Origin of the sequence: Blastococcus mobilis (assembly GCF_900188025.1) — a bacterium.
GTDB lineage: Bacteria > Actinomycetota > Actinomycetes > Mycobacteriales > Geodermatophilaceae > Blastococcus_B > Blastococcus_B mobilis.
The window spans coordinates 1-13,718 of sequence record NZ_FZNO01000024.1; the positions used below are offsets into that span (position 1 = coordinate 1).

Consider the following 13,718-nt stretch of genomic DNA (forward strand, 5'->3'; position numbering starts at 1 on the left):
GCTCGTGCTTGCCGGTCCACGCCTGTCCGCCGTAGTAGACGTGCCCGTGGCGCAGCAGCAGCTTGGAGATCCGGTGCCGGATCCGCATCAGATCGACGCGGACGTCCTCCCGGGCCCGGACCAGGTCCCGGGCGGCCTCCTGGGCCACGGTGGGCACCCGCACGGCCACGATGTCATCCAGGCGCAGCAACCGGGCCAGCAGCAGCGCGTCGCGGGCGTCGGTCTTGATCCGGTCCCCGGACGGCCGAACGATCTTCGACGCGGCGGCGACCTCACACCGGATCCCGGCCGCGGTCAGCGCCCGGGCCAGGCCGAACCCGGTCGGCCCGGCCTCGTAGGCCACCGCCGTCGGCCCGGGCAGGCCGCGCACCCAGTCGAGGACCACCTCTTGGTCCGGCACCAGCCGCTGCTTGATCAGCTCACCGGTGACACCGTCGATCGCTGTCGCCGACACCGATCGTGCGTGCACATCCAGCCCGACGCTCGTACGCTCCAGACCCATCGGGGCCTCCCACACATTGTCGGATAGGCCGGGCAGGGGCTCCTACCTGGCAACCCACGAACCTGTGTGAGTGGGGCCCCGACCCGCAACCCCTCCTCCCGGGAGCGGTCGAGTCATACCGTCTGACCGGCCCGCCGTCGCGGTCGGGAATCGCGACCCCGGGTTCGCGGGGTTTGGTCCGCCGGGCGGCGAGGGCACCGGGCCCCTGTGACCGCTCCGTCCCTGCGCGCGCAGCTGTTCCGCCGGAAGCCGGTGGCCACCCTGGTCGACGAGGCAGGCCACGACGCCGGCCACGGCGAGGGGCTGGCCCGGCGGATGGGTCCGATCCAGCTGGCCAGCCTGGGCATCGGGGCCACGATCGGCACCGGGATCTTCTTCGTGCTGAGCACCGCCGTCCCCGAGGCTGGCCCGGCCGTCGTCCTCTCGTTCGCGCTGGCCGCGGTCACCGCCGCCCTGACCGCGCTCTGCTACGCCGAGCTGGCCTCAACGATCCCGGTGGCGGGGTCCTCGTACTCCTACGCCTACGCGACCCTGGGGGAGGTCGTCGCCTACGGCGTGGGCTGGTGCCTGGCCCTGGAATACGGGGTCAGCGCCGCGGCGGTCAGCGTCGGGTGGAGTGAGTACGTCAACCAGCTGCTCGACGACACGATCGGCGTCCGGCTCCCCGAGGTGCTGTCGGCCGCCCCGGGGGCCGGTGGCGCGGTGAACCTGCCGGCCATCGTGCTGGTGACGCTCTGTGCGGTGCTGCTCATCGGTGGCGTGCGGGAGTCGGCGCGGGCGAACGTGACGATGGTGGTCGTCAAGATCGCGGTCCTGCTGTTCTTCGTGGCCGTCGCGTTCAGTGCCTTCGACGCCGGCAACTTCACCCCCTTCGCACCCATGGGCGTGGCCGGGGTGAGCGTGGCCGCGTCGTCCATCTTCTTCTCGTTCATCGGCCTGGACGCCGTCTCCACTGCCGGCGAGGAGGTGCGCGACCCCCGCCGGACCCTGCCGCTTGCCATCGTGGGCGCCCTCGTGGTGGTCACCGTCGTCTATCTGCTGGTGGCCGTGTCAGCGGTGGGCGCGCAGCCGGCGTCCCGGTTCGAGGGGCAGGAGGCGGGGCTCGCCGTGATCCTCGAGGACGTCACCGGCGCCACCTGGCCGGCCGTGGTGCTGGCCGCCGGCGCCGTGGTGTCGATCTTCTCGGTGACGCTCGTGGTCATGTACGGCCAGACGCGGATCCTGTTCGCGATGAGCCGCGACGGCATGATCCCGTCGCTCTTCGGCCGGGTGGACCACCGCCGGCGGACGCCGGTGCGCGGCACGATCGCCGTGGCGGTGTTCGTCGGACTGCTGGCCGGCCTGGTACCGCTGGACTTCCTGATCGACCTGACCAGCATGGGCACCCTGGTGGCCTTCACGGTCGTGTCGATCGGGGTGATGGTGCTGCGGCGGGTCGCCCCGGATCTGCCGCGCGGCTTCCGGGTGCCCGGCTATCCCGTCGTCCCGGTGCTGTCGATCGCGTTCTGCATCTACCTGATCGCCGGCCTCTCCGGGATCACCTTCGCGCTGTTCGCGCTGTGGCTGGCGATCGCGGCGGTGGTCTACGCGACGTACGCGCGCACCCACTCCACGCTGCGGCGGACGACGACCGAACTCGCCGGGAGCGACACTCCGGGCCCGTCTTGACGAACGCCTGTGACACGGCTCACAGTGGTGGTCGGGCGGGAGAGCCGGCATCAGAGTGGCTATCCACAGCTGGGTAGACCGACCAACGCGGCCAGACCGCCAGGCCCGGCCTCCCGCCCCCACCATCTCCCCGGACGCGGCGCAGGACGCGTGCCCCGGATTCCGGCACCGGGGCAGCCGCGATGCCGGAACGGCTCCCGCGACGCAGCACGGGCACGAAACGAATCTGCCGCGCCTCCCCCGTCGGGGCTGCGCGGCAGATCGGTGTCTCAACCAGACGTGCACCCGAAGGGATTCGAACCCCTAACCTTCTGATCCGTAGTCAGATGCTCTATCCGTTGAGCTACGGGTGCCTGTGTTCAGTTGTCGTGCGCGGAGGCTCCGGGATTTGAACCCGGGATGGGGATTAACCCAAACCGCATTAGCAGTGCGGCGCCATAGACCGGACTAGGCGAAGCCTCCCGGGGTCCGAGTCCCCCTCGGAACCACCGAGGAGAGAGACTACCAGCGGCCCCGGCGGCACTCCCAGCCCGGGTGGTCCGGGCCGGGAGTGCGCAGGTCAGGCGGCCACCGACTCGCGAACGGTGCCGACGGACAGGGACGGCCGGCGACCGGGGAGGAGCGTGACGACGACGGCCAGCGCCGCACCGAGGGTGGCGAGCACCAGCGCGCCGGACACGCCGGTCGGGCCTTCGATCAGCCCGCCGCCCAGCGCTGCGCCGATCGCGGACGCGCCGACGGTGATCGTCGACAGCCAGGTGAAGGCCTCGGTGGTGGCGTGCACCGGCGCCATCGAGCCGACCAGCGTGTTCTGCACCGTGAGCGTGGGGGCGACCGCCGTCCCGCCCAGGAACAGCAGCACCCCGAGCGCCCAGGGGCTGGAGATCCAGGCCAGCGGCGCCAGGCCGATGGTCACGCCGAGCAGCAGCAGCCGGTACTGCCGGGGCAGCGAGGTGCTCAGCACGCGGACTCCGAACCACAGACCACCCGCGGTGGAGCCCAGTGCCCACACCGCCAGCAGCAGACCGGACAGACCGGGCGAGCCGACGGAGTCGGCGAAGGCCGGGATCGCGACCTCGAGCGCACCGAAGCCGAGCATCAGCGCAGCGCCGCTCAGCAGCAGACGGGGCATGCCAGGGGTGAGGACGGTGGAGAAGAGACCCGCCCGGGCGCCGACCACGGGGACGTACGCCCGCGTCGCCGCCGATGTCGCGATGCCCAGAGCCCCGATGACGCCGAGCACTCCCGCGAGGGCCACGGCCGCTGCCGGCGAGGCGAGGACGGCGAACGTCGCGACCAGCGACGGCCCGACCACGAACACCAGCTCGGTCGCCGTCGCGTCCAGCGCGTACGCGGTCGAGCGCAGCCGGACGTCGACCCGCGACCAGAGCGCACGGACCGTGCCGGACACCAGCGGCGTCGCCGTGCCGGCCAGGGCGGCGGCCCCGATCACCACCGCGTCTGCCGCGCCACCGAGGACGACGGCGATCAGCAGCGCCAGCAGCAGCGGATAGGCCGCCGCCTGTGCGAAGAGGATCGGGCGAGGGCCCCGCCGATCGGCCAGCCGCCCGAGGACGGGCGCCATGACTGCCGACGCGATACCCAGGGTGGCCGACGCGAGCCCGGCGACCGCGTAAGAACCGGTCTGCTGCTGCACCATCAGCAGCAGCGCCAGCGGCACCATGGCGGACGGAAGTCGTCCGGCGAAGCCGGCGAGAAGGAGCACCGGGGCGGAGGGAATCCGCCACACGCTCAGGTAGGCACGCACGTCAGAACTCGTTTCACACTGCAGGGCTGGAACAGTAGGCGGTGAAACACCGTTGACCGCCTACCTAGTTCCCTGAGGCTAGCACCGCGACGTAGGGAGCCACATGGATTACGACACCTACGGGTCAAGTGCGGTCGAACTGGCCATCGACCTGGCCAACGCCGAACTGGATCCCCCGGACGGAGTCGTGGCGTTTCTCACAGCGCACGAGGAGTGGTTCGCGCCGGGGACCTCCTTCCACCTGTCACCCGGTGAGACAGCGCAGGCCGCGAAGACCGGGCAGCTGATCAGGGCCGTCGCGGTCGCCGAGTCGGAGGCCGACGTCCTCACCCGGCTCAACCAGCTCCTCGCTCTCGCGCGCCCGCGGCCCTACGCGACCGACCACGACGGCGAGCTGCATCTGCACTACGCCCGGCCCGACGCCCCGGCACTGGAGCAGCTCACGACGACGGTGGCGATGGGGCTCTCCCAGGTCGTGGTCCAGCACGGCTGGCAGCGCCTCGGCGTCTGCTCGGCGGAGGGCTGCGGGAACGTCTACGTCGACACCTCCCGCAACGCCAGCCGCCGGTACTGCTCCAACACCTGCGCCAGCCGCTCGACGGTCGCCGCCTACCGCGCACGCCAGAAGACCTGATCGGCTTCCTCCAGGGACCCGGCCCGAGCGTGCGAGGGTCGGGCAGGAGGGGGTCCTTCCACTAGCGTCCGACCGTGCCCTCACCCCGGCTCTGGGACGCGCGCCTGCACGCCTTCATCGGCGGCCTCCCCATGACGCCCGCCGACCGCTGGCTGCGGCGCCTGTCCACGTTCGCGAACCACGGTCGGCTGTGGCTGGTCCTCGGCGTCCTGCTCGGCGTGCGCAAGGGGCCGCTGCGCCGGGGGGCGGTGCGAGGGATCGGCTCGATGGCGTGCTCCAGCGCGCTGGTGAACCTCCTCCTCAAGCGGTTCTTCGGTCGGGTGCGACCGGATCTGGAGAACCTGCAGAGCCACCGCAGGCTGCGCCGGGAGCCGGGCAGCCTGTCCTTTCCCAGCGGGCACTCGTCCTCCGCCGCGGCGTTCGTGACGGGACTGGCGATGGAGAGCCCCCTGGCGGGGGGCGCCCTGGCACCGGTGGCGCTCGGCGTCGCCTACTCCCGGGTGCACGTGGGCGTGCACTACCCCGGGGACGTCGTCGCCGGGCTCGCGGTGGGCGGCGCCGTCGCGGCCGCCACCCAGCATTGGTGGCCGGTGCGCCCGAAGGAGCCGGCCCGCGTCCGCGATGCCTCCGATGCGCCCGCACTGCCCGGCGGCGAGGGACTCGTGGTCGCCGTCAACCCACGCTCCGGCCCGGACGACTACGACCCGGCCGCCGACATCCGCCGCGTCCTGCCCCGCGCCGAGGTGCTGCAGTTGACCGGCGAGGCCGGGGTCGCCGAGCTGCTCGGCGAGGCGGCGGACTCGGGTCGGGCGAAGGCGCTAGGGGTGGCCGGCGGGGACGGCAGCGTCGCCGCGGCCGCGGCGGTCGCCATCGAGCACGGTCTTCCCCTGGCCGTCATCGCCGCCGGCACGCTGAACCACTTCGCGCGGGACGTCGGGCTGGAGACGCCGCAGGACACCGCCGACGCCGTCGTCTCCGGGCAGGCCGTCAAGGTCGACGTCGCCGACGTCAACGGGACGCCGTTCCTCAACACCTCGAGCATCGGCGCCTACCCCGAGATGGTGCGCCGGCGCGACCAGTTGTCGGGCCGGATGGGCAAGTGGCTGGCGCTCACCGTGGCCGCGGCCCAGGTGCTGCGGCAGCAGGCGCCGGTGTCGCTGGTGGTCAACGGCCAGCCGCTGTCGGTCTGGATCGTCTTCATCGGCAACTGCCTCTACACCCCGCGTGGGCTCTCCCCCGCCTGGCGGCCACGGTTGGAGGACGGACTGCTCGACGTCCAGTACCTGCGGGCCGATCTGCGCTTCGGCCGCACGCGGGCGGTGCTGGCCACGCTGCTCGGCGTGAGCGAGCACACCCGAAGCTACGGCCACTTCGCCGCCGAGGAGGTGCGGGTGGTCTCGCGGTCGGGGCCGAAGCAGGTGGCCTACGACGGCGAGATGGGGGAGAAGGCCACCGAGTTCCGCTTCAGCAAGCGCGCCCCCCTCAGCGTGTACTGCTGTCGCACCGACTGACGGAGCCAGGCCGCGATCGGCTGGGCAGGTGTCCGCCCTTGTCGCTACGGTCGGGCCGGGGGTTGCCGGAGTGATCTTCGGGGCAGTGCACGACCCGACGCACCACAGGTACCGAGGGAAAGAGGACGCCATGCTGGTCCGCCGGATCGCCCGGCCATTGCTCGCCTCGTCGTTCATCTACGGCGGCATCGACACCCTGCGCAACCCGCAGTCACGGGTCCCGGGTGCGCAGCCGGTCGTCGAGAAGATCACCGACCAGGCAGACAAGCAGCTGCCCGTGCAGATTCCCCGTGACGTGGAGCAGTGGGTCAGGATCGACGCGGGGGTGAAGGTCGGCGCCGGCGTGTTGTTCGCGCTCGGCAAGCTCCCCCGGCTCTCCGCCCTCGCGCTGACGGCGAGCATCGTCCCGACGACGCTGGCCGGGCACCGCTTCTGGGAGCACGAGGACCCGAAGGAGCGCTTCGGCCAGCTCTCCCACTTCCTGAAGAACCTCGGCCTGCTCGGCGGCCTGCTGCTGGCCACCGTCGACACCGAGGGCAAGCCGTCGGTGGGCTATCGCGCCCGCCGCGCCGCCAAGAAGACCGCGGCCAGCACCGAGAAGAGCTTCGCGAAGGCCCAGAGGCGCGCCGCCATGGCGCAGAGGAAGGCCGAGAGGCGCCTGAAGAAGGCGTCCCGCTGACCGCTCCGCTCCCGCCCGCGGCCGCGCTCCGGAGGATCGCCTTCCTCCTGGAGCGCGCCCGCGAGCCCAGCTACCGGGTGCAGGCGTTCCGCACGGCCGCGGCGGTGGTCGACGGCCTGGACGACGAGCAGCTCGACCTCAAGATCCGGACCAACACGCTCAAGGACCTCAGGGGTGTCGGCCCCAAGACCGCGGCCGTCGTCGTCCAGGCGCACAAGGGACAGGTCCCCGAGTACCTCGCGACCCTCGAGCAGGCCTACGCCGAACTCGTCCCGGCAGCCGACGACGTCGCCGAGTTCCGTACCGCCCTGCGCGGGGATCTGCACGTGCACTCCGACTGGTCCGACGGCGGCAGCCCGATCCGCGAGATGGCCGAGGCCGCCATGGCCCTGGGGCACGAGTACATGGCGCTGACCGACCACTCCCCCCGGCTGACCGTCGCCAACGGGTTGAGCCCCGCCCGGCTGGAGAAGCAGCTGGACGTCGTCGCCGCCCTGAACGAGGAGCTCGCGCCGTTCCGGATCCTCACCGGCATCGAGTGCGACATCAACGTCGACGGCAGCCTGGACCAGACCGACGAGCTGCTCGGCCGGCTCGATGTCGTCGTCGCCAGCGTGCACTCCGACCTGCGGGCGGACTCGAAGTCCATGACGGCGCGGATGCTCTCGGCGGTCGCCAACCCGCACACCGACATCCTGGGCCACTGCACCGGCCGGCTGGTCATCGGCCGACGCCAGCGCAACGGGACCCAGCGACCCCGGCCGGAGAGCGACTTCGACGCGGCGGCCGTGTTCGAGGCCTGCGTGGAGCACGGCACGGCGGTGGAGATCAACTCCCGCCCCGAGCGGCTCGACCCGCCGAAGCGACTGCTCGCTCTCGCCGTCGAACTCGGTTGTGAGTTCGCCATCGACACCGACGCCCACGCCCCCGGCCAGCTGGACTGGCAGGGCAACGGCTGCGAGCGGGCACTGGAGTGCGGCGTGCCCGTGGAACGGGTGGTCAACACCTGGCCCGCCGAGGAGCTCCTCGACTGGACCCGGTGAGTATCCGACTGAGCCCGAGGCGTTACCGTTTCGGTACGTCTGATGCCCATGCGTGATCTCCACGCCGTCCAGTGCGCAATGGACGCCCGACCGGTTGACGCCCAGCGACCCACCGCCGAACGTCTTCCCGGTGACTGCCGTGGCCCCGGCTCCGAGCCGGGAGCTGCAGCCGGGGCCGCTCCGACCGGTGGAGCCCGGCCCCGTCGCCGCGCCCGGCGATCCCGTCGCATCGAGGTGGCTGCCCCGACTGGTTGCCGGGTGCCTCCTGACGCTGGCCATCTGGGTGATCCTCTCCGTCCTCGCCGGTGCCGCTCGGGCGCACGAACCGGTGACCGCCTCGGGGGGCGACTCGCCGCAGGCGCAGACGGCGACGGACGAGACCGCATCCGCTGCAGGGGACGGCAATCAGGCTGCCGTTCCCGCGGCGAGCCCCCCGCCGGTGACCGAGCCGCCGGCCTCGTCTGCGCACACACACCCGACGACCACGGCGACGCCGACGACGCCCAGCGCGCCGAGCGAGCCGGTTTCCGATGACGCCTCCCCGGCCGCTCCGACCCCCGCTCCCACCTCGGCCTCGACGCCCGGTCCGGCCCCGGCTCCGGCTCCGGTCAAGGCTCAGTCCCTCGTTCCGGTCCCGGGACCGGCGCCGACCACGAGCCCGAGCCCGGCTCAAGGCTCCTCGACCGTGACCGCCCCGCAGACGACGCCTGCCACCGCTCCCCCGCCGCCGACGGCCCCCGGCACACCGTCGACGGCCGTGCCGAACTCGCCCGCAGCGAGCCCCACCGGGAGCTGCGGTGTCCCCCCGGGCGCACCGTCGGTCGCGTCCCTGTCAACCGTGACCGTGACCGTGTCCGTGACCTCGGCCGGTTCGTCCGCACAGGGCACGAACGCCACGGCCCGGGAGACGGCCGCCCCAGCACAGTGCGCTCCCGCCGCCGCGCCGCGCCAAACCACTCCTCCGCACGGCGCTGTCGTCTGTGTCCCCGCCAACGGACCCGCCGCCCCCGCCGCCCCCCCGGCAGCACCGCACACCTGCTCCGGCACGCCCACGCCGGGCACTTCGACCTCGAGCGCCTCGACCCCGAGCACCTCGATCCCGAGCACCTCGACTCCGAGCCCGAGCACCTCGACGACACCCTCGCTCGACAGCTCGGCGACTGCCGAGGCGGGACGCGCATGCGATCCGCTCGAGGCGGCACGGACCGTGGCCGGTCCCGCATCACGCAGCGCAGCACCGGCGGTTCCCGCCGGGGCTCCGGTGCGGACGCACGGCGACGCGCGGACCGGAGCACCCTCCGGCGACCTTCCCGCCGCCCCGGCCGCCACCCCCGCGCCCCCGCCGTCGACGCCCACCGGGCCGGGCCCCTCGCTCCCGCCGATGCCCCCTCCGACGCCCACGACCCTGACGGGGGCCGGCTGCGGGCCGACCGGCCTCGGGCGCGCGGACCTCGGCCGCGGCGGGGAGCCGGTGGCCGCGGCGACCGCCGGCGAGGCCGTGCCCAGGCCGGTGGGACCGGCGCTGCGGGCGACCCCCGCCGACTGTACGCATCCCGTCTCCCGCACGGATGATCCGGCCAGCCGACCCGACTGATCAGCGGCGCCGTGGCACCGCCCTGCCCTCGTCCGGAGCCCGCGACGTGACGGGCGGGCGGCGACCGTCGGGCAGACCCCTCGGCTGACTGCTCCGTTGCACCTCTCCCCATCGCATCCCGGCTGGTTGCCGGGCTCGCTCGGCGCGGCTCGCGGCCGCGCCCGAAGGACGTGATCCGCATGACGATGATCGCCCGTGGCTGCACCTGCACGGCCTCCGCACCGACCGCCTCTCCGTCCCTTCTCCGGCATGCCTTCCCGGAGCTGCAGGAGAGGCGGCCGACATGTCGCTAGACCGGTCCCTGCCACCGCACCCCGCCACCGACCGTCCACTTGCCAAAGCGGTGCTGGACCGCGGGGGCGCTGCCGTCCTGCTGGTGCTCTGCGCACCCTGGCTCCTGCTGATCGCCCTGCTGCTGTGGATCCAGGAGGACGGCCCGGTCCTGGCCCGCGACAGGCGCGTGGGGCAATGGGGGCGCAGCTTCGATCTGCTGCGGTTCCGTACCGGCGTCTCGCGCACGGGCGCCGCTCTCCGCCGGTACAACCTCGACGACCTGCCGCAGCTGGTGAACGTGCTCAAGGGGGACCTGTCCTTCGTCGGTCCGCGTGCACCCGCCGGGGATGCCTGGCCAGGCATCCCGGCCCCCTATCCGTGGCTGTCGGTGAAGCCCGGTCTCATCGGCCCGTGGGTCTCGGGCAGGGCGCCCCGCACGCGCGAGACCGCCGCGATCGAACTCGAGCGGTACCTGCAGAACTGGTCGCTGACCGTGGACCTGACCATCCTGTGGCACTCACTGTGCGCCGCCCTGCGCGGGCCGGTGAGCGGACGGACCGGGGACCACCCCTGAGACCCGGGGCCCCTCACGGGGACAGGGGGCGGACCGTCACGAGTGGCTCAGGACGTCGATGACGTCGGAGCAAGGACCGCCGGATTCACCCGTCGGACCGCCATGCCGACATCCGCACGGGCTCGGCACGCCGTCCCACCGCCACCGGGAGGGGGCCGCTGCCGAGGCCGCCGTCTCCCTCGTCGTCAGGACGTCGGTCGCTCCGGGCGTCCCGGCCCGTCGTGCCGCCGCGGCCGGGGAACGGCGGGTGGCACGGCGGCCGAACTCCGCCGGGGACGGCCCGCCGACCTGCGTCCCGGGTCGCCCGAGAGCTCGGACAGGTCGAGCGGATCCACGAGAGCCGGCGGGCAGAACGTCGACTGCTCTCGTCCGCCGGCGACCGACTCCGGAAGCCGGCGCGCGCCCTGCGTCGCCCAGTCCCGCTGCGCCTGCTCCTCGTCGTGCACGTCCGCGTTGCGGATGGCCCGGCCGATCAGGATGCACATCACCGCGGTGAGCGACAGCCACACGAGCCCGATGATCAGCAGTGGGATCATGGGTCCCTCTTCGTCCGCCTGGAATTCGCAGTACGGGGCCCGCCTGTCACAGGATGGCCCGCTCATCATCCACCGGCCGCCGATCGGGGACAAGGGAACGCACGCCCACGGGGTAGGAACTACGTGGCGCGACACGACGATGGCGATGCGCTGACCCGGGCGGCGCGCCAGCACTCACGACCCCGAGTTGTGGGCCGGTCGATTGACCGGCCGAGGCCCTCGACGTTTCGTTGCGCCCACACGGACCGGACCCGGCGGCGACGAGCGGCGAGGACCACGAGTGATCATCTCGACGGTGGCGTGGAAGATTTCCCGAGCAGGCCAGCGGCTCACGGCGTCCCTGCGGCGCGACGGGCTTCGGGGCCTGGGCGCCGAGGCGGTCCGGCTCGCCGGTGAGCTGTCCCGGGCGCCCCTGGCACTCGCGGCGGAGTACCTGTTCGACCTGCGGCGCGGCATACGGACCCGCGGCTTCGTACGCAACGAGCGGGACCTGGCCGGGATATCGGTCGGGGGTGACCCGAACTACTACCAGCCCATCGGTCTACCGCTGCTGCGGCGCCTCGTCTCGACGGTCCCCGTGGAGCGCGGGGCGACGACGTTCCTGGATCTGGGTGCCGGTCGCGGCCGCGCCGTCATCCTGGCCGCGGAACTCGGATTCGGCCGAGTGGTCGGTGTCGAGCTGGACGGTGAGCTGGCGGCCGAGGGGGCGGAGAACGTACGCCGCTGGCGGTCGGGTCGACGCGGCCGGACGTCCGGCAGTCAGGAGGTCGACGTCATCCAGGGCGACGCCGCCGCGTGCCCGCTGCCCGAGGGGCCGCTCCTCATCGCGCTGTTCAACTCGTTCGGCCCGACCACCCTGCGGCTGCTGCTCGGCCATCTCTGCGACAGCCGGAAGGAGGCCGGGGACCCGGTCTACTTCGCCTACATCAACCCCGTGCACGAGAAGACCCTCGAGGAGTTCCCGCGCCTGGTTCCGCACTCGCGGGCGCGGGGATGGTCGGTCTACCGCCTGGAGCCCGAGCCAACCAGCGCGTGACCCCCGCGGGGACGCCGCACACGGGCCCCCGTGCCGGTCGGTCGGGCTGATCTCCGGGCGGCGTCCCGGGAGTCGGCCCGACGCAGCAGGCGTCCGCCGAGCAGTCCGAGTGCCACCGCCAGAGCAGGCCACCCGAGTGCCGCCGCGAGCAGGGCCGTCATCGAATCCGCCTCGTGTCCGGTCCCGGACCGAAGTCACCCGGGAGTCGAAGTGTCGTGCGGACCTTACCCATCGCATGCGGACGGCTACCGATACGGAACTGGTCGGAAGTCGCGGGTTCCCCGAGGAACGGATCCCGGATCGACCCGAGAGGTCACGGACCGGACGACAGGGCCCCCGCCTGCGGGCCGCACGTGGCGGAGTCGATGTCGTCGAAGGCGTTTCCGCGCAGGACGACATCGCGCACGTCCGCGCCGTCGACCCAGTTGGCGTAGACGGCACACGACCCCGGGACGGCGCCACCGAGCCGGATGCGGTTGTCGGCCACGGTGATGTTCTGGGCACCGAATGCGGGCTTGCGCGGGGTGGTGGAGCTGCCGTCGAACGACAGCGCGATGGCCGGCAGGTCCAGCGGCGCCTGCCACTGGATGTCGTTGTTCTCGACCAGCACGTTGCGGGTGTCCCAGGGAGAGCTCGACAGCTCGAGCGCGGTGCCCGCGATCTCCTCCATGCGGTTGCCCACGATCACCGCACTGTGGATCTGCGACAGCCGGATCGTGGCATCGGACGCGGCGCCGCCCCCGCGGAAGGTGTTCCAGCTGATGGACAGGTTCGTGACGATGTGGTGGTAGGTCCAGTTGCCTTCCGGTGGCATGTCCTGGTCGATGGCCCGAACGGGCTCGTCCTCGAAAGCAGGGAAGAGCGCCATGTCGAAGACGTTGTCGACGATGCTGACCACGTCGATGTCCCCGGTGCCCAGGGCATTGAAGACGACGCCCCGCCCGCAGTCCACGAACTGGTTGCGGGCGACCTCGATGTCGCGCTGGACCTCCAGACCCGAGTACACGTCGGGGCCGATGTAGACCGCCGGCCAGCTCCTGCGGATCTCGCTGTCGGTCACCGACTCCTCGGAGCCGTGCAGCTCCACTCCCCCGCTGAACGTGAAGGGGGCCTCGTCGTGGTCGATGACGATCCGCTCGACCTGCACCCCGGTGGACGTGAAGTACAGGGCGGAGAAGTCGGTCTGCTCGCGGTTGTCGGGGATCGACGTACCCCCGTTCAGGAAGGTCGAGTCCGCGACCCTGATGTCACTGCCGCCACCCTGCGTGACGACGTAGTTCTGGCCAGGTGTGTCCCGCATGGTGACGCCCTCGATCGTGACCCGCTCGGCGGCGTACAGGTACAGGCCGTAGCCGGTGATGGTCCGTCCCGCCGGCACCAGGTTGTTGGCGCCGTTCATGTCCAGGGTGAGGCCCGAGATCGTCACGTCGCTCGTGCCGTCGGCGAGGAACATGTTGCCGCCCCATGCCGCGGGCGAGGCGGGGATGACTCCGTCGGCCATCGTGAACACTGCGCCGGGATCGGCGGTGATCCGCTGGCCGTCCCGCAGGCGGAAGACGAAATCGGCATCGATCACGGTGAACCGCGGTCGGACGTAGCTGCTCAGCCGGTAGGTCCCCGCCGGGACGTGCACCGCCGTAGCGCTCTTCAGGGCCCGCCGGATCGCCGGCGCGTCATCGGTGACGCCGTCGCCCGTCGCGCCGAAGTCGCGGACGTCCACGGCGTCGGCCGGCACGGTGACCTCCCAGGACGGTGCCGGCCCCGCGCCTCCCGGCGATCCATCCGCGCCCGGTTGCTCGTCGCTCCCCACGGTGACCCAGAGGAGGCCCAGCCCCAGCAGGATCACCACGGCCACCACCACGCCGACGCGCCTCCGGGAGGACGGCGGAGCGGCAGAGCC

Annotated in this window: 13 protein-coding genes and 2 tRNA genes; 7 read left to right on the top strand and 8 right to left on the bottom strand. The window is 72.5% G+C overall.

The features are described from left to right. On the bottom strand, positions 1–502 hold a 502-nt coding region (locus tag CHB94_RS18755; protein ID WP_141137550.1), incomplete at its 3' end, for an IS110 family transposase. A gap of 207 nt (positions 503–709) precedes the next feature. Between CHB94_RS18755 and CHB94_RS18760 the strand changes: the two genes are divergently transcribed. Beyond that, positions 710–2,170, top strand: a complete 1,461-nt coding sequence (locus CHB94_RS18760) for an amino acid permease (protein ID WP_089338088.1) — start codon at positions 710–712, stop codon at positions 2,168–2,170. A gap of 280 nt (positions 2,171–2,450) precedes the next feature. On the opposite strand, the gene CHB94_RS18765 is transcribed toward CHB94_RS18760, so the two are convergent. The 3 genes from CHB94_RS18765 to CHB94_RS18775 form a co-directional block, all read right to left on the bottom strand. Further along, positions 2,451–2,523: transfer RNA gene (locus CHB94_RS18765), tRNA-Arg, on the bottom strand. A gap of 20 nt (positions 2,524–2,543) precedes the next feature. Then, positions 2,544–2,632 (bottom strand) — tRNA-Ser (locus CHB94_RS18770). Positions 2,633–2,729: 97 nt separating this feature from the next. Next, entirely contained in the window at positions 2,730–3,938 is a 1,209-nt protein-coding gene (locus CHB94_RS18775; RefSeq protein WP_089338089.1) for an MFS transporter, read from the bottom strand. Between the two features lie 103 nt (positions 3,939–4,041). On the opposite strand from CHB94_RS18775, the gene CHB94_RS18780 reads away from it, so the two are divergent. From CHB94_RS18780 to CHB94_RS18795, 4 genes are all read left to right on the top strand, one after another. Continuing rightward, entirely contained in the window at positions 4,042–4,572 is a 531-nt protein-coding gene (locus CHB94_RS18780; RefSeq protein ID WP_089338090.1) for a CGNR zinc finger domain-containing protein, read from the top strand. A gap of 74 nt (positions 4,573–4,646) precedes the next feature. Beyond that, a complete protein-coding gene (locus CHB94_RS18785) occupies positions 4,647–6,083 on the top strand; it encodes a bifunctional phosphatase PAP2/diacylglycerol kinase family protein (protein WP_089338091.1) in 1,437 nt (478 codons plus the stop codon). Positions 6,084–6,213: 130 nt separating this feature from the next. Continuing rightward, complete coding sequence (locus CHB94_RS18790; protein WP_089338092.1) at positions 6,214–6,762, top strand: DoxX family protein; 549 nt, start codon at positions 6,214–6,216, stop codon at positions 6,760–6,762. Beyond that, entirely contained in the window at positions 6,759–7,805 is a 1,047-nt protein-coding gene (locus CHB94_RS18795; protein ID WP_089338150.1) for a PHP domain-containing protein, read from the top strand. Before CHB94_RS18790 ends, CHB94_RS18795 begins: the two co-directional genes overlap by 4 nt. Before the next feature lie 405 nt (positions 7,806–8,210). Here the strand turns inward: CHB94_RS18795 and CHB94_RS18800 are convergent, their stop codons facing one another. Together CHB94_RS18800 and CHB94_RS24615 are read right to left on the bottom strand one after the other, a co-directional pair. Next, complete coding sequence (locus CHB94_RS18800) at positions 8,211–8,417, bottom strand: hypothetical protein (protein ID WP_089338093.1); 207 nt, start codon at positions 8,415–8,417, stop codon at positions 8,211–8,213. Positions 8,418–8,474: 57 nt separating this feature from the next. After that, positions 8,475–8,933, bottom strand: coding sequence for a hypothetical protein (locus CHB94_RS24615; protein WP_141137551.1), 459 nt, complete (start codon positions 8,931–8,933; stop codon positions 8,475–8,477). 749 nt (positions 8,934–9,682) lie between these two features. On the opposite strand from CHB94_RS24615, the gene CHB94_RS18810 reads away from it, so the two are divergent. Further along, positions 9,683–10,246, top strand: coding sequence for a sugar transferase (locus CHB94_RS18810; RefSeq protein WP_089338095.1), 564 nt, complete (start codon positions 9,683–9,685; stop codon positions 10,244–10,246). A gap of 185 nt (positions 10,247–10,431) precedes the next feature. On the opposite strand, the gene CHB94_RS18815 is transcribed toward CHB94_RS18810, so the two are convergent. Continuing rightward, entirely contained in the window at positions 10,432–10,782 is a 351-nt protein-coding gene (locus tag CHB94_RS18815; RefSeq protein ID WP_089338096.1) for a hypothetical protein, read from the bottom strand. A 280-nt stretch (positions 10,783–11,062) separates the two neighbouring features. Between CHB94_RS18815 and CHB94_RS18820 the strand changes: the two genes are divergently transcribed. Then, positions 11,063–11,818 (top strand): class I SAM-dependent methyltransferase, encoded by a 756-nt coding sequence (locus CHB94_RS18820; RefSeq protein WP_089338097.1) that lies wholly within the window; start codon positions 11,063–11,065, stop codon positions 11,816–11,818. A 313-nt stretch (positions 11,819–12,131) separates the two neighbouring features. On the opposite strand, the gene CHB94_RS18825 is transcribed toward CHB94_RS18820, so the two are convergent. Beyond that, positions 12,132–13,679 (bottom strand): glycosyl hydrolase family 28-related protein, encoded by a 1,548-nt coding sequence (locus tag CHB94_RS18825; RefSeq protein WP_217899380.1) that lies wholly within the window; start codon positions 13,677–13,679, stop codon positions 12,132–12,134. Positions 13,680–13,718: the final 39 nt, after the last annotated feature.